This is a genomic window from Mycolicibacterium sarraceniae, assembly GCF_010731875.1.
GTDB classification, from domain to species: domain Bacteria; phylum Actinomycetota; class Actinomycetes; order Mycobacteriales; family Mycobacteriaceae; genus Mycobacterium; species Mycobacterium sarraceniae.
Genome location: NZ_AP022595.1, coordinates 963,661 through 977,941 on the forward strand (window position 1 = coordinate 963,661; position 14,281 = coordinate 977,941).

At 66.0% G+C, this 14,281-nt stretch carries 12 protein-coding genes; 6 read left to right on the forward strand and 6 right to left on the reverse strand.

Annotation, left to right across the window (positions count from 1 at the left end; all coding sequences use genetic code 11):
• The first annotated feature begins 93 nt into the window (after nt 1-93).
• From G6N13_RS05065 to fadD17, 3 genes are read left to right on the forward strand one after another with little or no spacing between them, the layout of a single operon-like run.
• Complete coding sequence (locus G6N13_RS05065; RefSeq protein ID WP_163695064.1) at nt 94-1,278, forward strand: acyl-CoA dehydrogenase; 1,185 nt, start codon at nt 94-96, stop codon at nt 1,276-1,278.
• A gap of 33 nt (nt 1,279-1,311) precedes the next feature.
• On the forward strand, nt 1,312-2,409 hold the full coding sequence (locus G6N13_RS05070) for an acyl-CoA dehydrogenase family protein (RefSeq protein WP_163695065.1): 1,098 nt from the start codon (nt 1,312-1,314) through the stop codon (nt 2,407-2,409).
• Between the two features lie 8 nt (nt 2,410-2,417).
• Nucleotides 2,418-3,947 (forward strand): long-chain-fatty-acid--CoA ligase FadD17, encoded by a 1,530-nt coding sequence (fadD17, locus tag G6N13_RS05075; RefSeq protein ID WP_163701725.1) that lies wholly within the window; start codon nt 2,418-2,420, stop codon nt 3,945-3,947.
• A gap of 6 nt (nt 3,948-3,953) precedes the next feature.
• On the opposite strand, the gene G6N13_RS05080 is transcribed toward fadD17, so the two are convergent.
• From G6N13_RS05080 to G6N13_RS05090, 3 genes are read right to left on the reverse strand one after another with little or no spacing between them, the layout of a single operon-like run.
• On the reverse strand, nt 3,954-5,510 hold the full coding sequence (locus G6N13_RS05080) for an acetolactate synthase large subunit (protein WP_163695066.1): 1,557 nt from the start codon (nt 5,508-5,510) through the stop codon (nt 3,954-3,956).
• Between the two features lie 35 nt (nt 5,511-5,545).
• Nucleotides 5,546-6,667 carry an NAD(P)H-dependent flavin oxidoreductase gene (locus tag G6N13_RS05085; RefSeq protein ID WP_163695067.1) on the reverse strand — a complete coding sequence of 374 codons (1,122 nt, stop codon included), beginning with the start codon at nt 6,665-6,667 and terminating at the stop codon, nt 5,546-5,548.
• Nucleotides 6,667-8,319 (reverse strand): medium/long-chain-fatty-acid--CoA/3-oxocholest-4-en-26-oate--CoA ligase, encoded by a 1,653-nt coding sequence (locus tag G6N13_RS05090; protein ID WP_163695068.1) that lies wholly within the window; start codon nt 8,317-8,319, stop codon nt 6,667-6,669. The genes G6N13_RS05085 and G6N13_RS05090 overlap by 1 nt, the downstream gene beginning before the upstream one ends.
• Before the next feature lie 68 nt (nt 8,320-8,387).
• Here G6N13_RS05090 and G6N13_RS05095 point away from each other — a divergent pair, with 68 nt between their 5' ends.
• Nucleotides 8,388-9,188 carry a crotonase/enoyl-CoA hydratase family protein gene (locus G6N13_RS05095; protein ID WP_163695069.1) on the forward strand — a complete coding sequence of 267 codons (801 nt, stop codon included), beginning with the start codon at nt 8,388-8,390 and terminating at the stop codon, nt 9,186-9,188.
• Here G6N13_RS05095 and G6N13_RS05100 read toward each other — a convergent pair.
• Together G6N13_RS05100 and G6N13_RS05105 are read right to left on the reverse strand one after the other, a co-directional pair.
• Nucleotides 9,185-9,874: a cutinase family protein gene (locus tag G6N13_RS05100; RefSeq protein WP_170310474.1), complete on the reverse strand. Its 690-nt coding sequence runs from the start codon at nt 9,872-9,874 to the stop codon at nt 9,185-9,187. The two genes, G6N13_RS05095 and G6N13_RS05100, sit on opposite strands and share 4 nt — an antisense overlap.
• A gap of 267 nt (nt 9,875-10,141) precedes the next feature.
• Entirely contained in the window at nt 10,142-11,353 is a 1,212-nt protein-coding gene (locus G6N13_RS05105) for a cytochrome P450 (protein WP_163695071.1), read from the reverse strand.
• 57 nt (nt 11,354-11,410) lie between these two features.
• Between G6N13_RS05105 and G6N13_RS05110 the strand changes: the two genes are divergently transcribed.
• On the forward strand, nt 11,411-12,130 hold the full coding sequence (locus G6N13_RS05110; protein ID WP_197746826.1) for an acetoacetate decarboxylase family protein: 720 nt from the start codon (nt 11,411-11,413) through the stop codon (nt 12,128-12,130).
• 55 nt (nt 12,131-12,185) lie between these two features.
• Here the strand turns inward: G6N13_RS05110 and G6N13_RS05115 are convergent, their stop codons facing one another.
• The gene (locus tag G6N13_RS05115; RefSeq protein WP_163695072.1) at nt 12,186-13,217 is read right to left on the reverse strand and encodes an LLM class F420-dependent oxidoreductase; all 1,032 of its coding nucleotides are present in this window, start codon (nt 13,215-13,217) and stop codon (nt 12,186-12,188) included.
• A gap of 67 nt (nt 13,218-13,284) precedes the next feature.
• Here G6N13_RS05115 and G6N13_RS05120 point away from each other — a divergent pair, with 67 nt between their 5' ends.
• Nucleotides 13,285-14,277: a Zn-ribbon domain-containing OB-fold protein gene (locus G6N13_RS05120; RefSeq protein ID WP_179965083.1), complete on the forward strand. Its 993-nt coding sequence runs from the start codon at nt 13,285-13,287 to the stop codon at nt 14,275-14,277.
• Nucleotides 14,278-14,281: the final 4 nt, after the last annotated feature.

Genomic DNA, 14,281 nt, shown 5'->3' on the forward strand with positions numbered 1-14,281 from the left:
TGAACCGGCGCTAGACCACAAGACTAGAACGTGTTACAACCAGGAGTGTCGGCGGGTGCCGGCAGCCAGCAACTCCAGCGAAGGATTGAGTCGATGCGGATCAGTTACACGCCCGAACAAGAGGAGCTGCGCCGCGAGCTCCGGACCTACTTCGGGAAGCTGATGACCCCGGAGCGCCAGGAAGCGCTGATGTCGACCACCGGTGGCGAGATCGGCACCGGCAACGTCTACCGCGAGACCGTTTCCCAGATGGGCAAAGACGGCTGGCTCACGCTGAACTGGCCGACCGAGTACGGCGGCCAGAACCGCACCCCGATGGACTCCCTGATCTTCACCGACGAGGCCGCCGTCGCCGGCGCCCCGGTGCCCTTCCTGACCATCAACAGCGTCGCGCCGACGATCATGGCGTTCGGCACCGACGAGCAGAAGTCGTTCTATTTGCCCAAGATCGCCGCCGGTGATCTGCACTTCGCGATCGGCTACTCCGAGCCGGGTGCCGGCACCGACCTCGCGGCCCTACGCACCACCGCGGTCCGCGACGGCGACGACTACGTGGTCAACGGCCAGAAGATGTGGACCAGCCTGATCCAGTACGCCGACTATGTCTGGTTGGCGGTACGCACCAACCCCGAAGCCAAGAAGCACCGCGGCATCTCCGTGCTGATCGTGCCGACCAGCTCGGAGGGCTTCTCGTGGACTCCGGTGCACACGATGGCCGGCGTCGGCACCAGCGCCACCTACTACCAGGACGTGCGGGTCCCGGCGTCCAGCCGGGTCGGCGAGGAGAACGCCGGCTGGAAGCTGGTCACCAACCAGCTCAACCACGAGCGGGTCGCCCTGGTGTCGGCCCAGCCGATCTTCCTGGCGCTCAACCAGGTTCGCGAGTGGGCGCAAAACACCAAGGATGTGCACGGCAATCGCCTGATCGACTCCGAGTGGGTGCAGCTCAATCTGGCCCGCGTGCTGGCCAAGGCCGAGTACCTCAAGCTGATCAACTGGGAGCTGGCCTCGGCCAAGAGCGGAACGCTCAACCCGGCCGACGCGTCAGCGGCCAAGGTCTTCGGCACCGAGCTGGCCACCGAGGCCTACCGGCTGCTGATGGAGATCCTCGGGCCGTCAGCCACGCTGCGCCAGGATTCCCACGGAGCGCTACTGCGCGGCCGTGTCGAGCGGATGCACCGCTCGGCCCTCATCCTCACCTTCGGTGGCGGCACCAACGAGATCCAGCGCGACATCATCGGCATGGTCGCGCTGGGCCTGCCCCGAGTCAACCGCTAAGACTCCCCGAGACCTCGAAGACATAGGACTGACATGGATTTCACCAAAACAGAAGCCGCGCAGGATCTCTCGGGGCTGGTCGGCACAATCGTCGATGCGGTGTGCACACCGCAACACCAGCGTGAGCTCGACGGCCTCGACCAGCGCTTCGATACCGAGCTGTGGCGCAAACTCATCGACGCCGACATTCTGTCGACGGCCGCGCCAGAGTCCATCGGCGGCGGCGGGTATGGCGTCCTGGAACAGACCGCGATCCTGACCGCGCTGGGCCGCCAATTGGGTGCGGTGCCGTACCTGCAGTCGGTGATCCTGGGTGCCGGCGCGCTGGCCCGGTTCGGTGCGCCCGAACTGCGCGACCAGTGGGCGGCACCGGCCGTGTCGGGCGAGAAGATCTTGACCGTCGCGCTCGACGGGGAGTTCGGCCAGGGCCCGGTGCAGGCGACCGCATCCGGTGACAGATTCAAGCTGACCGGTGCCCGCACCCAGGTCGAGTTCGGCCCGGTTGCCGATGCGTTCCTGGTCCCGGCCGAAACCGATTCCGGCACCAAGGTTTTCCTGGTGGCAGCCGCCGATGCCGGGGTGTCGGTCACCGCACTGCTGACCACCGGCAAGAACAGTGCCGCTGAGCTCGACCTGGCCGGCGTCGAGGTCGGGGCCGACCGCATCGTCGGCGACGCCGACGCGCTGGCCTGGCTGACTACTCAGAAGACGCTGGGGCACGCCGCGTTCCAGCTCGGTGTGCTCGAACGCGCGCTAGAGCTGACGGCCGAATATGCCCGCACCCGTGAGCAGTTCGACCGGCCGATTGGCAGCTTCCAGGCAGTGTCGGCTCGGCTCGCGGACGACTACATCGATATCAAGGGCTTGGGGCTGGCGCTCGTGCAGGCGTCGTGGCGGCTGTCCGAGGATCTGCCCGCCGATGTCGAGGTGGCCACCGCAGCGTTCTGGGCTGCCGAGGCCGGCCATCGCGTCGCCCACACCACCGTGCACGTGCACGGCGGTGTCGGCATCGATACCGACCACCAGGTGCACCGCTACTTCATCATCGCCAAGCAGCTCGAGTTCGCTCTCGGCGGCGCCACCGCCCAGCTGCTGCGGATCGGCCGCGAGCTGGCCGATACACCGGCTTGACCGGACCTGTGAGCGACGAGCAGACCGTCACCGATCTGCTCGCGCGGTTGACCGACGTCGACGATCGCGGGATCCATGCTGACGACGGCTCGTATTCGAGCTGGCGCCAACATATTCAGGATGCCGCCGACCTGGCGGCGGCACTGAAAGCCCGGCTCGATCCGGCCAAGCCGCCGCACATCGGCGCGCTGCTGGGTAACACGCCGTTCTTTTCCTCGCTGCTGGTAGCAGCGGGGTTGGCCGGGCTCGTCCCGGTCGGCCTCAACCCCACCCGCCGCGGTGAAGCGCTGGCGCGCGATATCCAGACAGCCGACTGTCAACTGGTGCTCGCCGACGGCGAGGTGGGCCCGCAAACCTACGGCGCCGGTTTCACCCCCGAGGGGATGGCGGTCATCGACGTCGGAACGTCCGCGTGGGCCGAAGAGCTCGCACAGTTCCGTGGCACGCCGATCACGTTCGCGTCCAGCCGCTTCGATGACCTGTTCATGCTGATCTTCACCTCGGGCACCAGCGGTGACCCGAAGGCGGTGCGCTGCACTCACGAGAAAGTGGCATGTCCCGGGGTGATGCTGGCGCAGCGGTTCGGGCTGGGCCCGGCCGACACCTGCTACCTGTCGATGCCGCTGTTCCACTCGAACGCGGTGATGGCGGGCTGGGCGGTAGCCGTGGCAGCCGGGGCGTCGATTGCGTTGCGCCGCAAGTTCTCCGCTTCGCAGTTCATTCCCGACGCGCGCCGGTTCAACGCCACCTACGCCAACTACGTCGGCAAGCCGATGTCCTACATCCTGGCCACCCCGGCTCTTCCCGACGATGCCGACAACCCGCTGCGCATCGTCTACGGCAATGAGGCCGCACCACGCGATATCGACCGGTTCGCACAACGTTTCGGCGTGACAGTGGTCGACGGCTTCGGCTCCACCGAGGGCGGCGTGAACATCGCTCGCACCCCAGACACTCCGGAGGGTGCACTGGGGCCGCTGCCTGAAGGGCTCGAGATCGTCGACGTCGAGACCGGTGAGACGTGCCCGCCAGGGGTGATCGGCGAGCTGGTCAACCTCACCGGCCCTGGGAATTTCCGCGGTTACCACAACGCGCCCGACGCCGAGACTGAGCGGATGACCGGCGGGGTCTATCACAGCGGGGACCTCGCCTACCGGGATGACGATGGCTACGTGTACTTCGCCGGCCGGCTTGGCGACTGGATGCGGGTCGACGGGGAGAACCTGGGCACCGCGCCCATCGAGCGGGTGTTGATGCGCTACCCCGACGTCACCGAGGCCGTGGTCTACCCGATCCCCGACCCTGCGATCGGGGATCGGGTGATGGCCGCACTGGTGCTCCCGGAGGGCACGGAGTTCGACCCGGCCACTTTCCGCAAATTCCTCACCGCCCAAGATGATCTCGGGCCCAAACAGTGGCCGGCGTTCGTGCGGGTGAGTACCGGACTGCCGCGCACCGAGACGTTCAAGGTGATCAAACGCAAGCTTTCAGCGCAGGCGCTGGAGTGTGCGGACCCGGTCTTCGAAATCCAGCGTTGAACCGGGTTACACCACCATCGACGGCATGACCGCCTCGATCAGATGCGGTCCCGGTTCATCGAACGCCCATTGCAGGGCGTCGGCGAGCTCTTCGGCGGTGCCGACCCGCCGCGCAGGAACGCCCATACCCTTGGCGATCTGGACGTAATCCATTGTGGGACTGGTCAAATCGAGTAGCGACTCGGCTTTTGGGCCTGGCCCGGATCCCGCGGCCTCGGCACCGACCCGCTGCAGTTCGATCCGCAGGATGTCGTAGGCGCGGTTAGCATAGACGACGGTGGTGATGTCGAGCCGTTCGCGGGCTTGGGTCCACAGCGCCGAAATGGTGTACATCGCCGAGCCATCGGACTCCAAGCACAGCACCGGGCGGTCTGGTGCGGCGATCGCGGCACCGACGGACACCGGCAGTGCGAAACCGATCGCCCCTCCGGTGAGCGTGAGCCAATCGTGCGCTGGGGTGCCCGCGGTCGCTTGGGGCAGAAGGACTCCCGACGTGTTCGACTCGTCCACGACGATGGCCCGCTCGGGCAGCAGCGCCCCGATCACATCGGCTGAGGTCGCCACGGTGAGTGGGCCGTGCGGCAGCGCCGGCCGCGCCGGCTCCGCGGTGGCGGCGATCTCGGACGGTGCGATCCGGTCTGCCAGCACCTCGATTGCCGCGGCGGCACCGACCGGGCCTGCCAGCGCGTGCACGGCACAGTCCTCGGGCACCAAGTCGCTCGCTTTGCCGGGGTAGGCGAAGAACGACACCGGATGGGGCGCGCCCGCCAACACCAGGTGCCGCGCGCCGGCGAGCTGCGCAACGGCCGCCTCCGCGAAATAGGCCAGCCGCTCCACCGCGGGCAGGCCCGCCCCGCGTTCCAGCCGAGTCGGGAAGGTCTCGCACAGCACGCGCGCACCACACGCCTGCGAGATCCTGACCGCCGCGGACAGACCGGCCCCACCGGTGGCGTCACCGCCCACCAAGATCACCGTCGGCTCACCCGAGCCCAGTGCGGCTTCGGCCTCACTGAGATCCACATGTGGCGGATCAACTTGCACCACAGCGCTTTCCAGGGTGGTGGCACCGTCGTCCCAGGAGACGTCGGCAGGCAGGATCAGCGTGGCGATGTGCTTACGGGCGCGCGTCGACGCGATCGCCTCGGCGGCGTCGGCGGCCACCTCGCTGACCGCGAGGGTTCGCCGCAGCCAGCCGGACACGGTGCCGGCGACCGAATCGATATCGGATTCCAGCGGAGCGTCGTACTTCGTGTGGTAGGTCGCGTGGTCGCCGACGACGACGACCATCGGCACATGCGCGCGCCGGGCGTTGTGCAGATTCGCCAGCCCATTGCCCAGCCCGGGCCCCAGATGCAGCAGCACCGCGGCCGGTTGGCCCGAGATCCGGGCGTACCCGTCGGCCGCCCCGGTGGCGACTCCTTCGAAAAGGGTGAGCACACCGCGCATCTGCGGCACGGTGTCCAGCGCGGCGACGAAATGCATCTCCGACGTCCCAGGGTTGGCGAAACAGACCCGCACCCCGTTGTCGACCAGCGTGGTGATCAGTGCTTGTGCGCCGTTCACCCGACCGAGCATAGCCAGATCAGCCGGCAGCCCTGCTAGCTGTCGCGGATCGTGTCCAGTTTCCGAGTTGCGTCCTCGAAGCCGGCGACCAGTTCGGCGATGATGTCGGCGACCGGGCGGATCTCGTTCATCCGGCCGACGATCTGGCCGACCGGCACGGCGACGGTGTCGGGATTGTCCGACTCGTTCATCCGCTGATGCGCCTCACTGACCAGGATGTTCTGCAGCGGCATAGGCAGTGGATCCGGCGCGCCCTCGGCATCCCAGGCTTGCGTCCACTTGGTCTTCAGCAGACGCGCCGGCTTGCCGGTGTAGATCTTGCGGCGCACGGTGTCGCTGGAGGTGGCCCGCAGAAGCGCGTCCTGAATAGTCGACGTTCCGCCGGGCTGGCGGTGTCCGAGGTCGTATTCGGCGGAGGTCAGGAATGCCGATCCCATCCAGACTCCAGAGGCTCCGAGCGCCAGCGCGGCCGCCACCTGCCCGCCCGTGCCGATACCGCCCGCCGCGAGCACCGGGGCCCTGCCGTCGAGCGCATCGACGATTTCGGGCCAGAGCACCACAGAGCCGATCTCGCCGGTGTGACCGCCGGCCTCATGGCCCTGGGCGACGACGATGTCGACGCCGTTGTCGACATGTCGTTGCGCGTGCTTGGCCGAACCGGCCAGCGCCGCGATCGGCACACCAGCTTCGTGCACCAGGTCGATGACGTCCTTGGGCGGCGAGCCGAGCGCGTTGGCAATCAGCTTGATCGGGTGTCGCAACGCGACGTCGACGTGTGAGCGAGCCACCGAATGCAGCCAGCCGAGCACGCCCTCGTTGCGTTCGCCGTCATCGGGAAGCGGGGGCACCCCGAGGTCGGCGAGCGTCTTGGCGACGAAATCGCGATGCGGCTGCGACACGAGCTTGTCGATGTCGACGGCGGTGCCTTCGGTGGGCGCCTTCGCTGGCATCACGACGTCGACGCCGTACGGCTTACCGTCGGTGTTCGCGTCCATCCACTGCAGTACGGCTTCCAGGTCGTCGGGGTGGTTGAACCGCACACACCCCAGCACACCCATGCCGCCGGCCCGGCTGACAGCCGCGGCGACCTTTTCCGACGGGGTGAAAACGAAGATCGGGTAGTCGATGCCGAACCGATCGCACAGTTCTGTGTGCATCAGCTGGTGGCGCCCGCGTACTTGGCGTGCACCTCGTCGGCAGCCCGCAACTCGGTCTGATCCTTGGCCCACTTGTAGTCCGGCTTGCCGGCGGGCGAACGCTTCACCTCATCGACCAGCCAGAGGCTGCGCGGAACCTTGTAGCCGGCAATCTCCTTGCGCACGAACGTATCCAGATCGGCCAGCGTCGGGCGGGCGCCCTTGCGGGGCGCGACCACGGCGGCGACGTGGCTGCCGAAGCGCGGATCGGGCACACCGACGACGAGGGCGTCGAACACATCTGGATGGCCCTTGAGCGCGGCCTCAACCTCTTCGGGGTAGATCTTCTCGCCGCCGCTGTTGATCGACACCGAGCCGCGGCCCAGCATCGTGACGGAACCGTCCACCTCGACCTCGGCGTAGTCGCCGGGGATCGCATAGCGCACGCCGTTATAGGTCTTGAACGTCTCAGCGGTCTTTTTCTCGTCCTTGTAGTAGCCGACCGGGATGTTGCCCTTCTTGGCGATGACACCGCGCACCCCGGAACCGGGCTTGACTTCGTTGCCGTCCTCGTCGAGCACGACGGTGCGATGGTCGATCGTCACCCGCGGACCACCGTTGCGGTGCTCCCCCTTGGCCACGATGCTGGTGCCACCGAAGCCGGTTTCCGATGAACCGATCGAGTCGGTGATCACTCGGTTGGGCAGCAGTTCGAGCAGCTTCTCCTTGAGGCTGGTCGAGAACAGCGCCGCGGTGCTCGCCAGCAGGAACAGCGAGGACAGGTCGTAGTCCTTGCCGCTGTCGTGGGCGGCCTGCAGCGCGTCGAGCAACGGCCGCGCCATGGCGTCACCGGTGAAGAACAACAGGTTCACCTTGTGGTCGTGGATGGTGCGCCAGACTTCGTCGGCGTCGAATTCGGGTGCCAGGATGGTGGTTTGGCCCGAGAAGATGGACATCCAGGTAGCCGACTGGGTCGCGCCGTGGATCATCGGCGGGATCGCGTAGCGAACCATCGGCGGGTTTGCCACCGCGGCACGGGACAGGTCGTATTCGTCCTTGATGAACTCACCCGTGGCGAAGTCGGTGCCGCCGAACAGAACCCGGTAGATGTCCTCGTGGCGCCACATCACGCCCTTGGGGAAGCCGGTGGTCCCGCCGGTGTAGAGCAGGTAGATATCGTCCTCGCTGCGCTGCCCGAAGTCCCGCTCCGGTGAGCTCTCGGCGATGGCGGCGTAGAACTCCACGCCGCCATAGCGCCGGTAGTCCAGGTCGCTGCCGTCTTCGACAACCAGGATCGTCTTCACCTCAGGGGTCTCCGGCAGCACGTTGGCGACCCGGTCGGCGTACTGACGCTCGTGGACCAACGCAACCATGTCGGAGTTCTCAAACAGGTAGCGCAGTTCGCCCTCGACGTAGCGGAAGTTGACGTTCACCAGGATGGCGCCCGCCTTGATCGTGCCGAGCATCGCGATGACGATCTCGATCCGATTCCGGCAGTACAGCCCGACCTTGTCGTCCTTCTTGACGCCGTGGTCGATGAGGTAGTGGGCGAAGCGATTCGCTTTCTCCTCGAGCTCGGCGAACGTGATTCGGTCGTCACCACAAATGAAGGCCACGCGATCAGGCACGGCGTCGATGGCGTGTTCGGCTAGATCAGCTATGTTTAGGGCCACGGACCCAAACTAGAACGTGTTACATTTCGACACAAGTCTGTGGCAAAGATGCTGGAAGGCGAATACCCGTGAGCGAGCCCAAAAAACAAGCCGACGCCCTCATTGAGCAGCGCGGACACACCCTCATCGTCACACTGAACCGGCCTGAGGCGCGCAACGCGCTTTCCACCGAGATGCTCTCGATTATGGTCGACGCCTGGAACCGCGTGGACGAGGATCCCGAGATCCGAACCTGCATCCTGACGGGCGCGGGGGGCTACTTCTGCGCGGGCATGGACCTGAAGAAAGCCACCGAGGCGCCCCCCGGTGACACCTTCAAGAGTGGCGCGTTTGATCCGACCAAAATCGAGGGGCTGCTGAAGGGGCGCAGGCTGACCAAGCCGCTCATCGCCGCCGTCGAGGGCCCGGCCATCGCGGGCGGTACCGAGATCCTGCAGGGCACCGATATCCGGGTCGCCGGCGAAAGCGCGAAATTCGGCATCTCGGAAGCCAAGTGGAGCCTGTACCCGATGGGTGGCTCGGCAGTGCGGCTGCCGCGGCAGATCCCGTACACCATTGCCTGTGACCTGTTGCTGACCGGACGCCACATCACCGCCGCCGAGGCGCTGTCCTACGGGCTGATCGGCTATGTGGTGCCCGATGGCACCGCGCTGGAGAAGGCGCTCGAGATCGCCGCGGTGATCAACAACAACGGCCCCTTGGCCGTGCAGGCGATCCTGAAGACCATCCGCGAATCCGAAGGCATGCACGAACTCGACGCGTTCAAGCCTGACACCGCCAACGGCATCCCGGTGTTCCTGTCCGAGGATTCCAAGGAAGGTCCGCTGGCGTTCAAGGAGAAGCGCGCCCCGCAGTTCAAGATGCGCTAGTTGCTGGCGGTGTTCACCGCCGCGGCCGAAGTGAGCTTCTGCGCGGCGAACGCGGCGGCCTGCGCGGTCATTCCGTTGTCTGCGTAGGCCTGGTGGGCACCGTTATCGCTGCCCGTCGGTGAGCAGATCGGGTCCTCGGGCACACACTGGTCGATGGTCTTGCCGGCATACAGGTTGCCCACGGTGATCGGCGGCGCACTGCGGTCAACGGCGTTCAAGAAACCGTTCGATGGTTTCCCGAACAACGCTACGGCGGCGACGTGGCTGGCGAGCTCGGGAGGCATGGGTTCGTTGATGCCGTTCGGCGGGACGTAGCCGTCGGGGATCTTGTCGGCGGTCACGTAACCGGCCACCGCGGCCCCCTGCGAGTAGCCGCCGAGCACCATCTTGGTGGTCGGGCATCTCCCCGCCATGTCGCGGACCCGGTCGCTGGCATCGATGACGCCGTCTGCTGCCGTCGAGAAGTTCAGCGAGGCAGGGTAATTCACCGCGTAAACATCGACCGATTTTCCGGCCAGCTGAGGTTCTCCCCGCAGCTGGTCAACGAAGGCCTGGCCGATTCCCCCCACGCCTGGCGGCTCGAACGTTCCGCGGGCGAACACCACTTCGACATCGGGACAACGCTCTGCCGCCGCTGCTGATGGGATCCCGAACGGTGCCGCCGTCAGCGCGGTGAGAGTGAGCATCGCGGCCAAAAACAGCCGGCGCACGCGTTGGGCCCGATCGGATTCGATGACAATCATATCGCCCCAGTTCGTTTCGTGTCATACCACCTCGGCCAGCCGCATCGCTGTACCACGAGGTGCGTTCATGATTCCCAAAAGTGTTACAGCCCAAACCCACAGACTCCACCGCGGATGTCGCTCCTGAGCGGAAGTTTCCAGTGACTGGCACGACAACGCTAACCCTCCCGCGAGCGAGGGTCACCAAAAAACGGTGACGACCTGCCTGCCTTACGCCAGCACCGGCTTCGACGCAGTGAACACCACCGGCATCGCTTCCAACCCACTCACGAAGTTGGCCGGCCGCAGGGGCAGCGCGGTCTCGTCGGCCAGTCGCAGGTCCGGTAGTCGCTCGAGGAGCTTGCGAATCATCGTGCTGAGCTCCAACCGGGCCAGCTGATTACCCAGGCAGAAGTGGGTTCCGAAGCCGAATGCCACGTGGCTGTTGGGGTTCCGGTCGATGCGGAAGTTCTCCGGGTCGCCGAAGACCGACTCGTCGAAGTTGGCCGCCTCGAACATCAGCAGCATCTTCTCGCCCTGACGCAGCTGGGCACCGTGGAATTCGACGTCCCGCATCGCCGTTCTGGCCATGTTCTTCACCGGCGAGGTCCAGCGCAGCATTTCCTCGATGGCATTGGGCAGCAGGCTCACGTCCGCTACCAGCCTCTGCCACTGATCACGGCGGCGCACAAGCTGTTCGGTGCCGCCCGACAACGTGTGCCGGGTGGTCTCGTCCCCGCCGATGAGAATCAGCAGGGTCTCCATGATGATCTCTTGATCGTCCATCCGCTGGCCGTCGACCTCGGAGTTGACCAGAATCGAGAACAGATCATCGGTCGGCTCGGACCGGCGCTTGGCGATGGTCTCGGTTGCGTACGCGGAGTACCCGGCGAAGGCGTCCATCACCGCTTGCAACGTCTCGGCGTCGGCAGCCGAGTTCAAGCCGCACACCAGATCGTCGGACCACTTCAGCAGCGTCGAACGTTCTTCGGGAGCCACGCCGAGCATGTCACCGATAACGGCCATCGGCAGCGGCGCGGCGATATCGCGAACGAAGTCGCATTCCCCGCGCTCGCAGACCGCGTCGATCAGCGCGTCACACAAGGTGTCGATTCCGGCGAGCTTGTCCATCACACGCTTGCGGGTGAAGCCCGCGTTGACGAGCTTGCGGCGCAAGAGGTGTCCAGGATCGTCCATGTCGATCATGTACGGCATACCGGGGTTGTCGGGCCGGATGCCCCCGGTGTTGGAGAACGTCTCGGGGTCACGTTCGGCGTCGAGGACCGCTTGGTAGGTCGCCGCGGCCGCCAGACCATTGCGGTCGCGGAACACCGGCTCGTTGGCGCGCATCCAGCGATACGCGTCGCGCGCACCTCCGTCGGCGTAGAAACTGCCCTCGGTCAGATCAACATTCGGCTTGGCCGAAGCCAGGGTGCCTGTCATCTACTTCCCTCCATACTTCTGTCCACGCGGGCTGTCAAAGCGGATTACAGTGTCCGCATGCCTGTTTCGCAGCACACCATTGCCGGCACGGTGCTCACCATGCCGGTGCACATTCGCAAGGCCGACGTTCACACGGCGATGTTCTCGGTTCCGGCCGATGCCGCGCAGCGACTCGTCGCCTACAGCGGATTGCAGGTCTGCCAGTTCCGGCCGGGCCGTGCGGTGGTGAATCTGATGCTTGCCCGCTACATCGACGGCGATCTGGGCAAGTACCACGAATTCGGTACGTGCGTGATGGTCAATCCCCCGGGCTCGGATGCCCACGGCCTCAAAGCTCTTGGCGACGCCGCGGCGTTCATCCATCACCTGCCCGTCGACCAGTCCTTCACTCTGGAGGCCGGCCGCACCATCTGGGGCTTCCCCAAGATCATGGCGGACTTCAACGTTCGCCACGCGAGCCCGTTCACCTTCGATGTCAGCGAGGGCGGATCGCTGATCGCCGGGATCGAATTCCACGGGGGTCTGCCGATTCCGTCGCTGCGCCCGCGCAGCCGGGTTCTCAAGACCTACACCTTCTCCGAGGGCACCACTCGCGAGGTGCCCTGGGAGATGAATAATTCCGGTGTCCGCTTCCGGCCGGGTGGCGCCACGCTGCGACTGGGCGATCACCCGTACGCCAAGGAGCTGGCCTCGCTCGGGCTGCCCAAGCGCGCGATGGTCTCGGGATCGGTCGCCCATGTCGAGATGACGTTCGGCGACGCCCATATCCTGCGTTAAGCCGAACGTCATCCGGTCAATCTAGAGCCCCGGCTAGACAACTCGCAAGAAGTGTCTACAAGAGGGCCGCAGCCTCTTGTATCTGTTCGGGGGTGCGAGCGCCGATGACCATCATGGTGACGCCGGCGGCTTCCCAGGCGACGATCTGTTTGCGCACGTAGTCGATGTCGCCGACGATCGCCGAGTCGTCGACGAGTTCGTCGGGAACGGCCTTGGCCGCATCGTCTTTGCGATCTGAGCGGAACAGTCGGGTGACCTCGTCGACGACGTCGGAGTAGCCCATCCGGCGGTAGACATCGGCGTGGAAGTTGGTGTCTTCGGCGCCCATTCCGCCCATGTAGAGCGCCAGGTGCGGCTTGATCAGTTCCAGGATCGAGGCCCGGTCATCGGTGACCACCACCTGCGCGGTGGCACAGATCTCAAAGTCTTCCCGGGAGCGGCGGGCACCGGGACGGGCGAATCCTTCATCGAGCCACTCGTTGTACATCGGGGCCAGGCGTGGCGAGTAGAAGATCGGCAGCCAGCCATCGCAGATCTCGGCGGCCAGCGCGACGTTCTTGGGGCCTTCGGCGCCGAGCATGATCGGGATATCGGCGCGCAACGGGTGCACGATCGGCTTCAGCGGCTTGCCCAGCCCGGTGGTGCCCTCCCCGCTCAACGGCAGCGGGTAGTGCGGGCCGGCACTGGTGACCGGGGCTTGCCGTGCCCAGACCTGGCGGATCACGTCGATGTATTCGCGGGTCCGCGCCAACGGTTTGGGGAAGCGCTGCCCGTACCAGCCCTCCACGACCTGCGGGCCCGACACCCCCAGGCCGAGGATGTGGCGGCCGCCGGAGAGATGGTCCAGCGTCAGCGACGCCATCGCGCACGCGGTTGGGGTCCGTGCCGAGAGTTGCACCACCGAAGTGCCCAGCCGCATCCGGCTGGTTTCACGGCCCCACCACGCCAGCGGCGTGAAGGCATCCGAGCCCCACGCCTCGGCGGTGAACACCGTGTCATAGCCGGCCTCCTCGGCCACCGCCACCAACTCCGCATGATTCGTCGGAGGCTGTGCGCTCCAATAGCCAAGTTGCAGACCCAGCTTCATCGGTGCCGCCTTTCTGTCCGGGACAAGGTCCTTGCCACGTTTCTTAGAACCTGTTCTACTCGATGCTGTGACCACCAGCCAAAGCAGCCCGGTGCAGATCGACGCGCATCAGAAGCCCCTTTCGGCACCGCTGAAGCTGTCATTCGACTACACCCGTTCAGTCGGACCTCTCCTTGGCCAGTTCTTCACCGCCCTGCGCGGGCGACGCATCCTGGGCGTCCGCGGCTCGGACGGACGCGTGCTCGTACCGCCCGCTGAGTATGACCCCGTGGACTATGCGCCGCTAACAGAGGTGGTGCCGGTCGCCAGCGTCGGGACGGTGCTGTCGTGGACGTGGCAGTCCGAGCCGCTCGAAGGACAGCCGCTGGACAAGCCATTCGCCTGGGCGCTGATCAAACTCGACGGCGCGGACACCGGGCTTCTCCATGCGGTCGCCGCGGACTCGTCCGACGCGATCAGCACCGGCGCACGAGTGCACGCGCACTGGGTCGACGAGCCGGTCGGCGCGATCACCGATATCGCGTATTTCGAGCTTGGAGACGAGCCCGAGCCGGTGCCCGATGATGTCGACGACCGCGAGCCGGTGACCATCCTCGTCTCGCCCAGCAGCATCGAAATCCAGCACACCGCATCACGTCCGGAGAGCGCGTTCCTGCGCGGACTCGAAGACGGCAAGCTGCTCGGCGCTCGCACCGGAGCCAACGGCAAGGTGTACTTCCCGCCGAGGGAGGCCGATCCGGCCACCGGCCTCGAGTTGGACACCCTCCTGGAGCTGCCGGATGTCGGCACCGTCACCACGTTCGCCATCATCAACATCCCGTTCGCGGGCCAGCGCATCAAGCCGCCGTACGTCGCGGCCTATGTGCTGCTCGACGGCGCCGATATCCCTTTCCTGCACCTGATTCAGGAGATCGACATCGCCGACGTGCGGATGGGAATGCGAGTGCAGGCCGTGTGGAAGCCTCGCGAGGAATGGGGGCTCGGCATCGACAACATCGAGTACTTCAAGCCCACCGGCGGACCCGACGCCGACTACGACACCTACAAGCATCACCTCTAAAGGG

Coding starts and splice junctions, on each gene's coding strand:
- G6N13_RS05065 (WP_163695064.1), top strand. CDS start 94: ATGCGGATCAGTTACACGCCCGAACAAGAGGAGCTGCGCCGCGAGCTC.
- G6N13_RS05070 (WP_163695065.1), top strand. CDS start 1,312: ATGGATTTCACCAAAACAGAAGCCGCGCAGGATCTCTCGGGGCTGGTC.
- G6N13_RS05085 (WP_163695067.1), bottom strand. CDS start 6,667: ATGCACACAGAACTGTGCGATCGGTTCGGCATCGACTACCCGATCTTC.
- G6N13_RS05100 (WP_170310474.1), bottom strand. CDS start 9,874: ATGCTCACTCTCACCGCGCTGACGGCGGCACCGTTCGGGATCCCATCA.
- G6N13_RS05105 (WP_163695071.1), bottom strand. CDS start 11,353: ATGACAGGCACCCTGGCTTCGGCCAAGCCGAATGTTGATCTGACCGAG.
- G6N13_RS05110 (WP_197746826.1), top strand. CDS start 11,411: ATGCCTGTTTCGCAGCACACCATTGCCGGCACGGTGCTCACCATGCCG.
- G6N13_RS05115 (WP_163695072.1), bottom strand. CDS start 13,217: ATGAAGCTGGGTCTGCAACTTGGCTATTGGAGCGCACAGCCTCCGACG.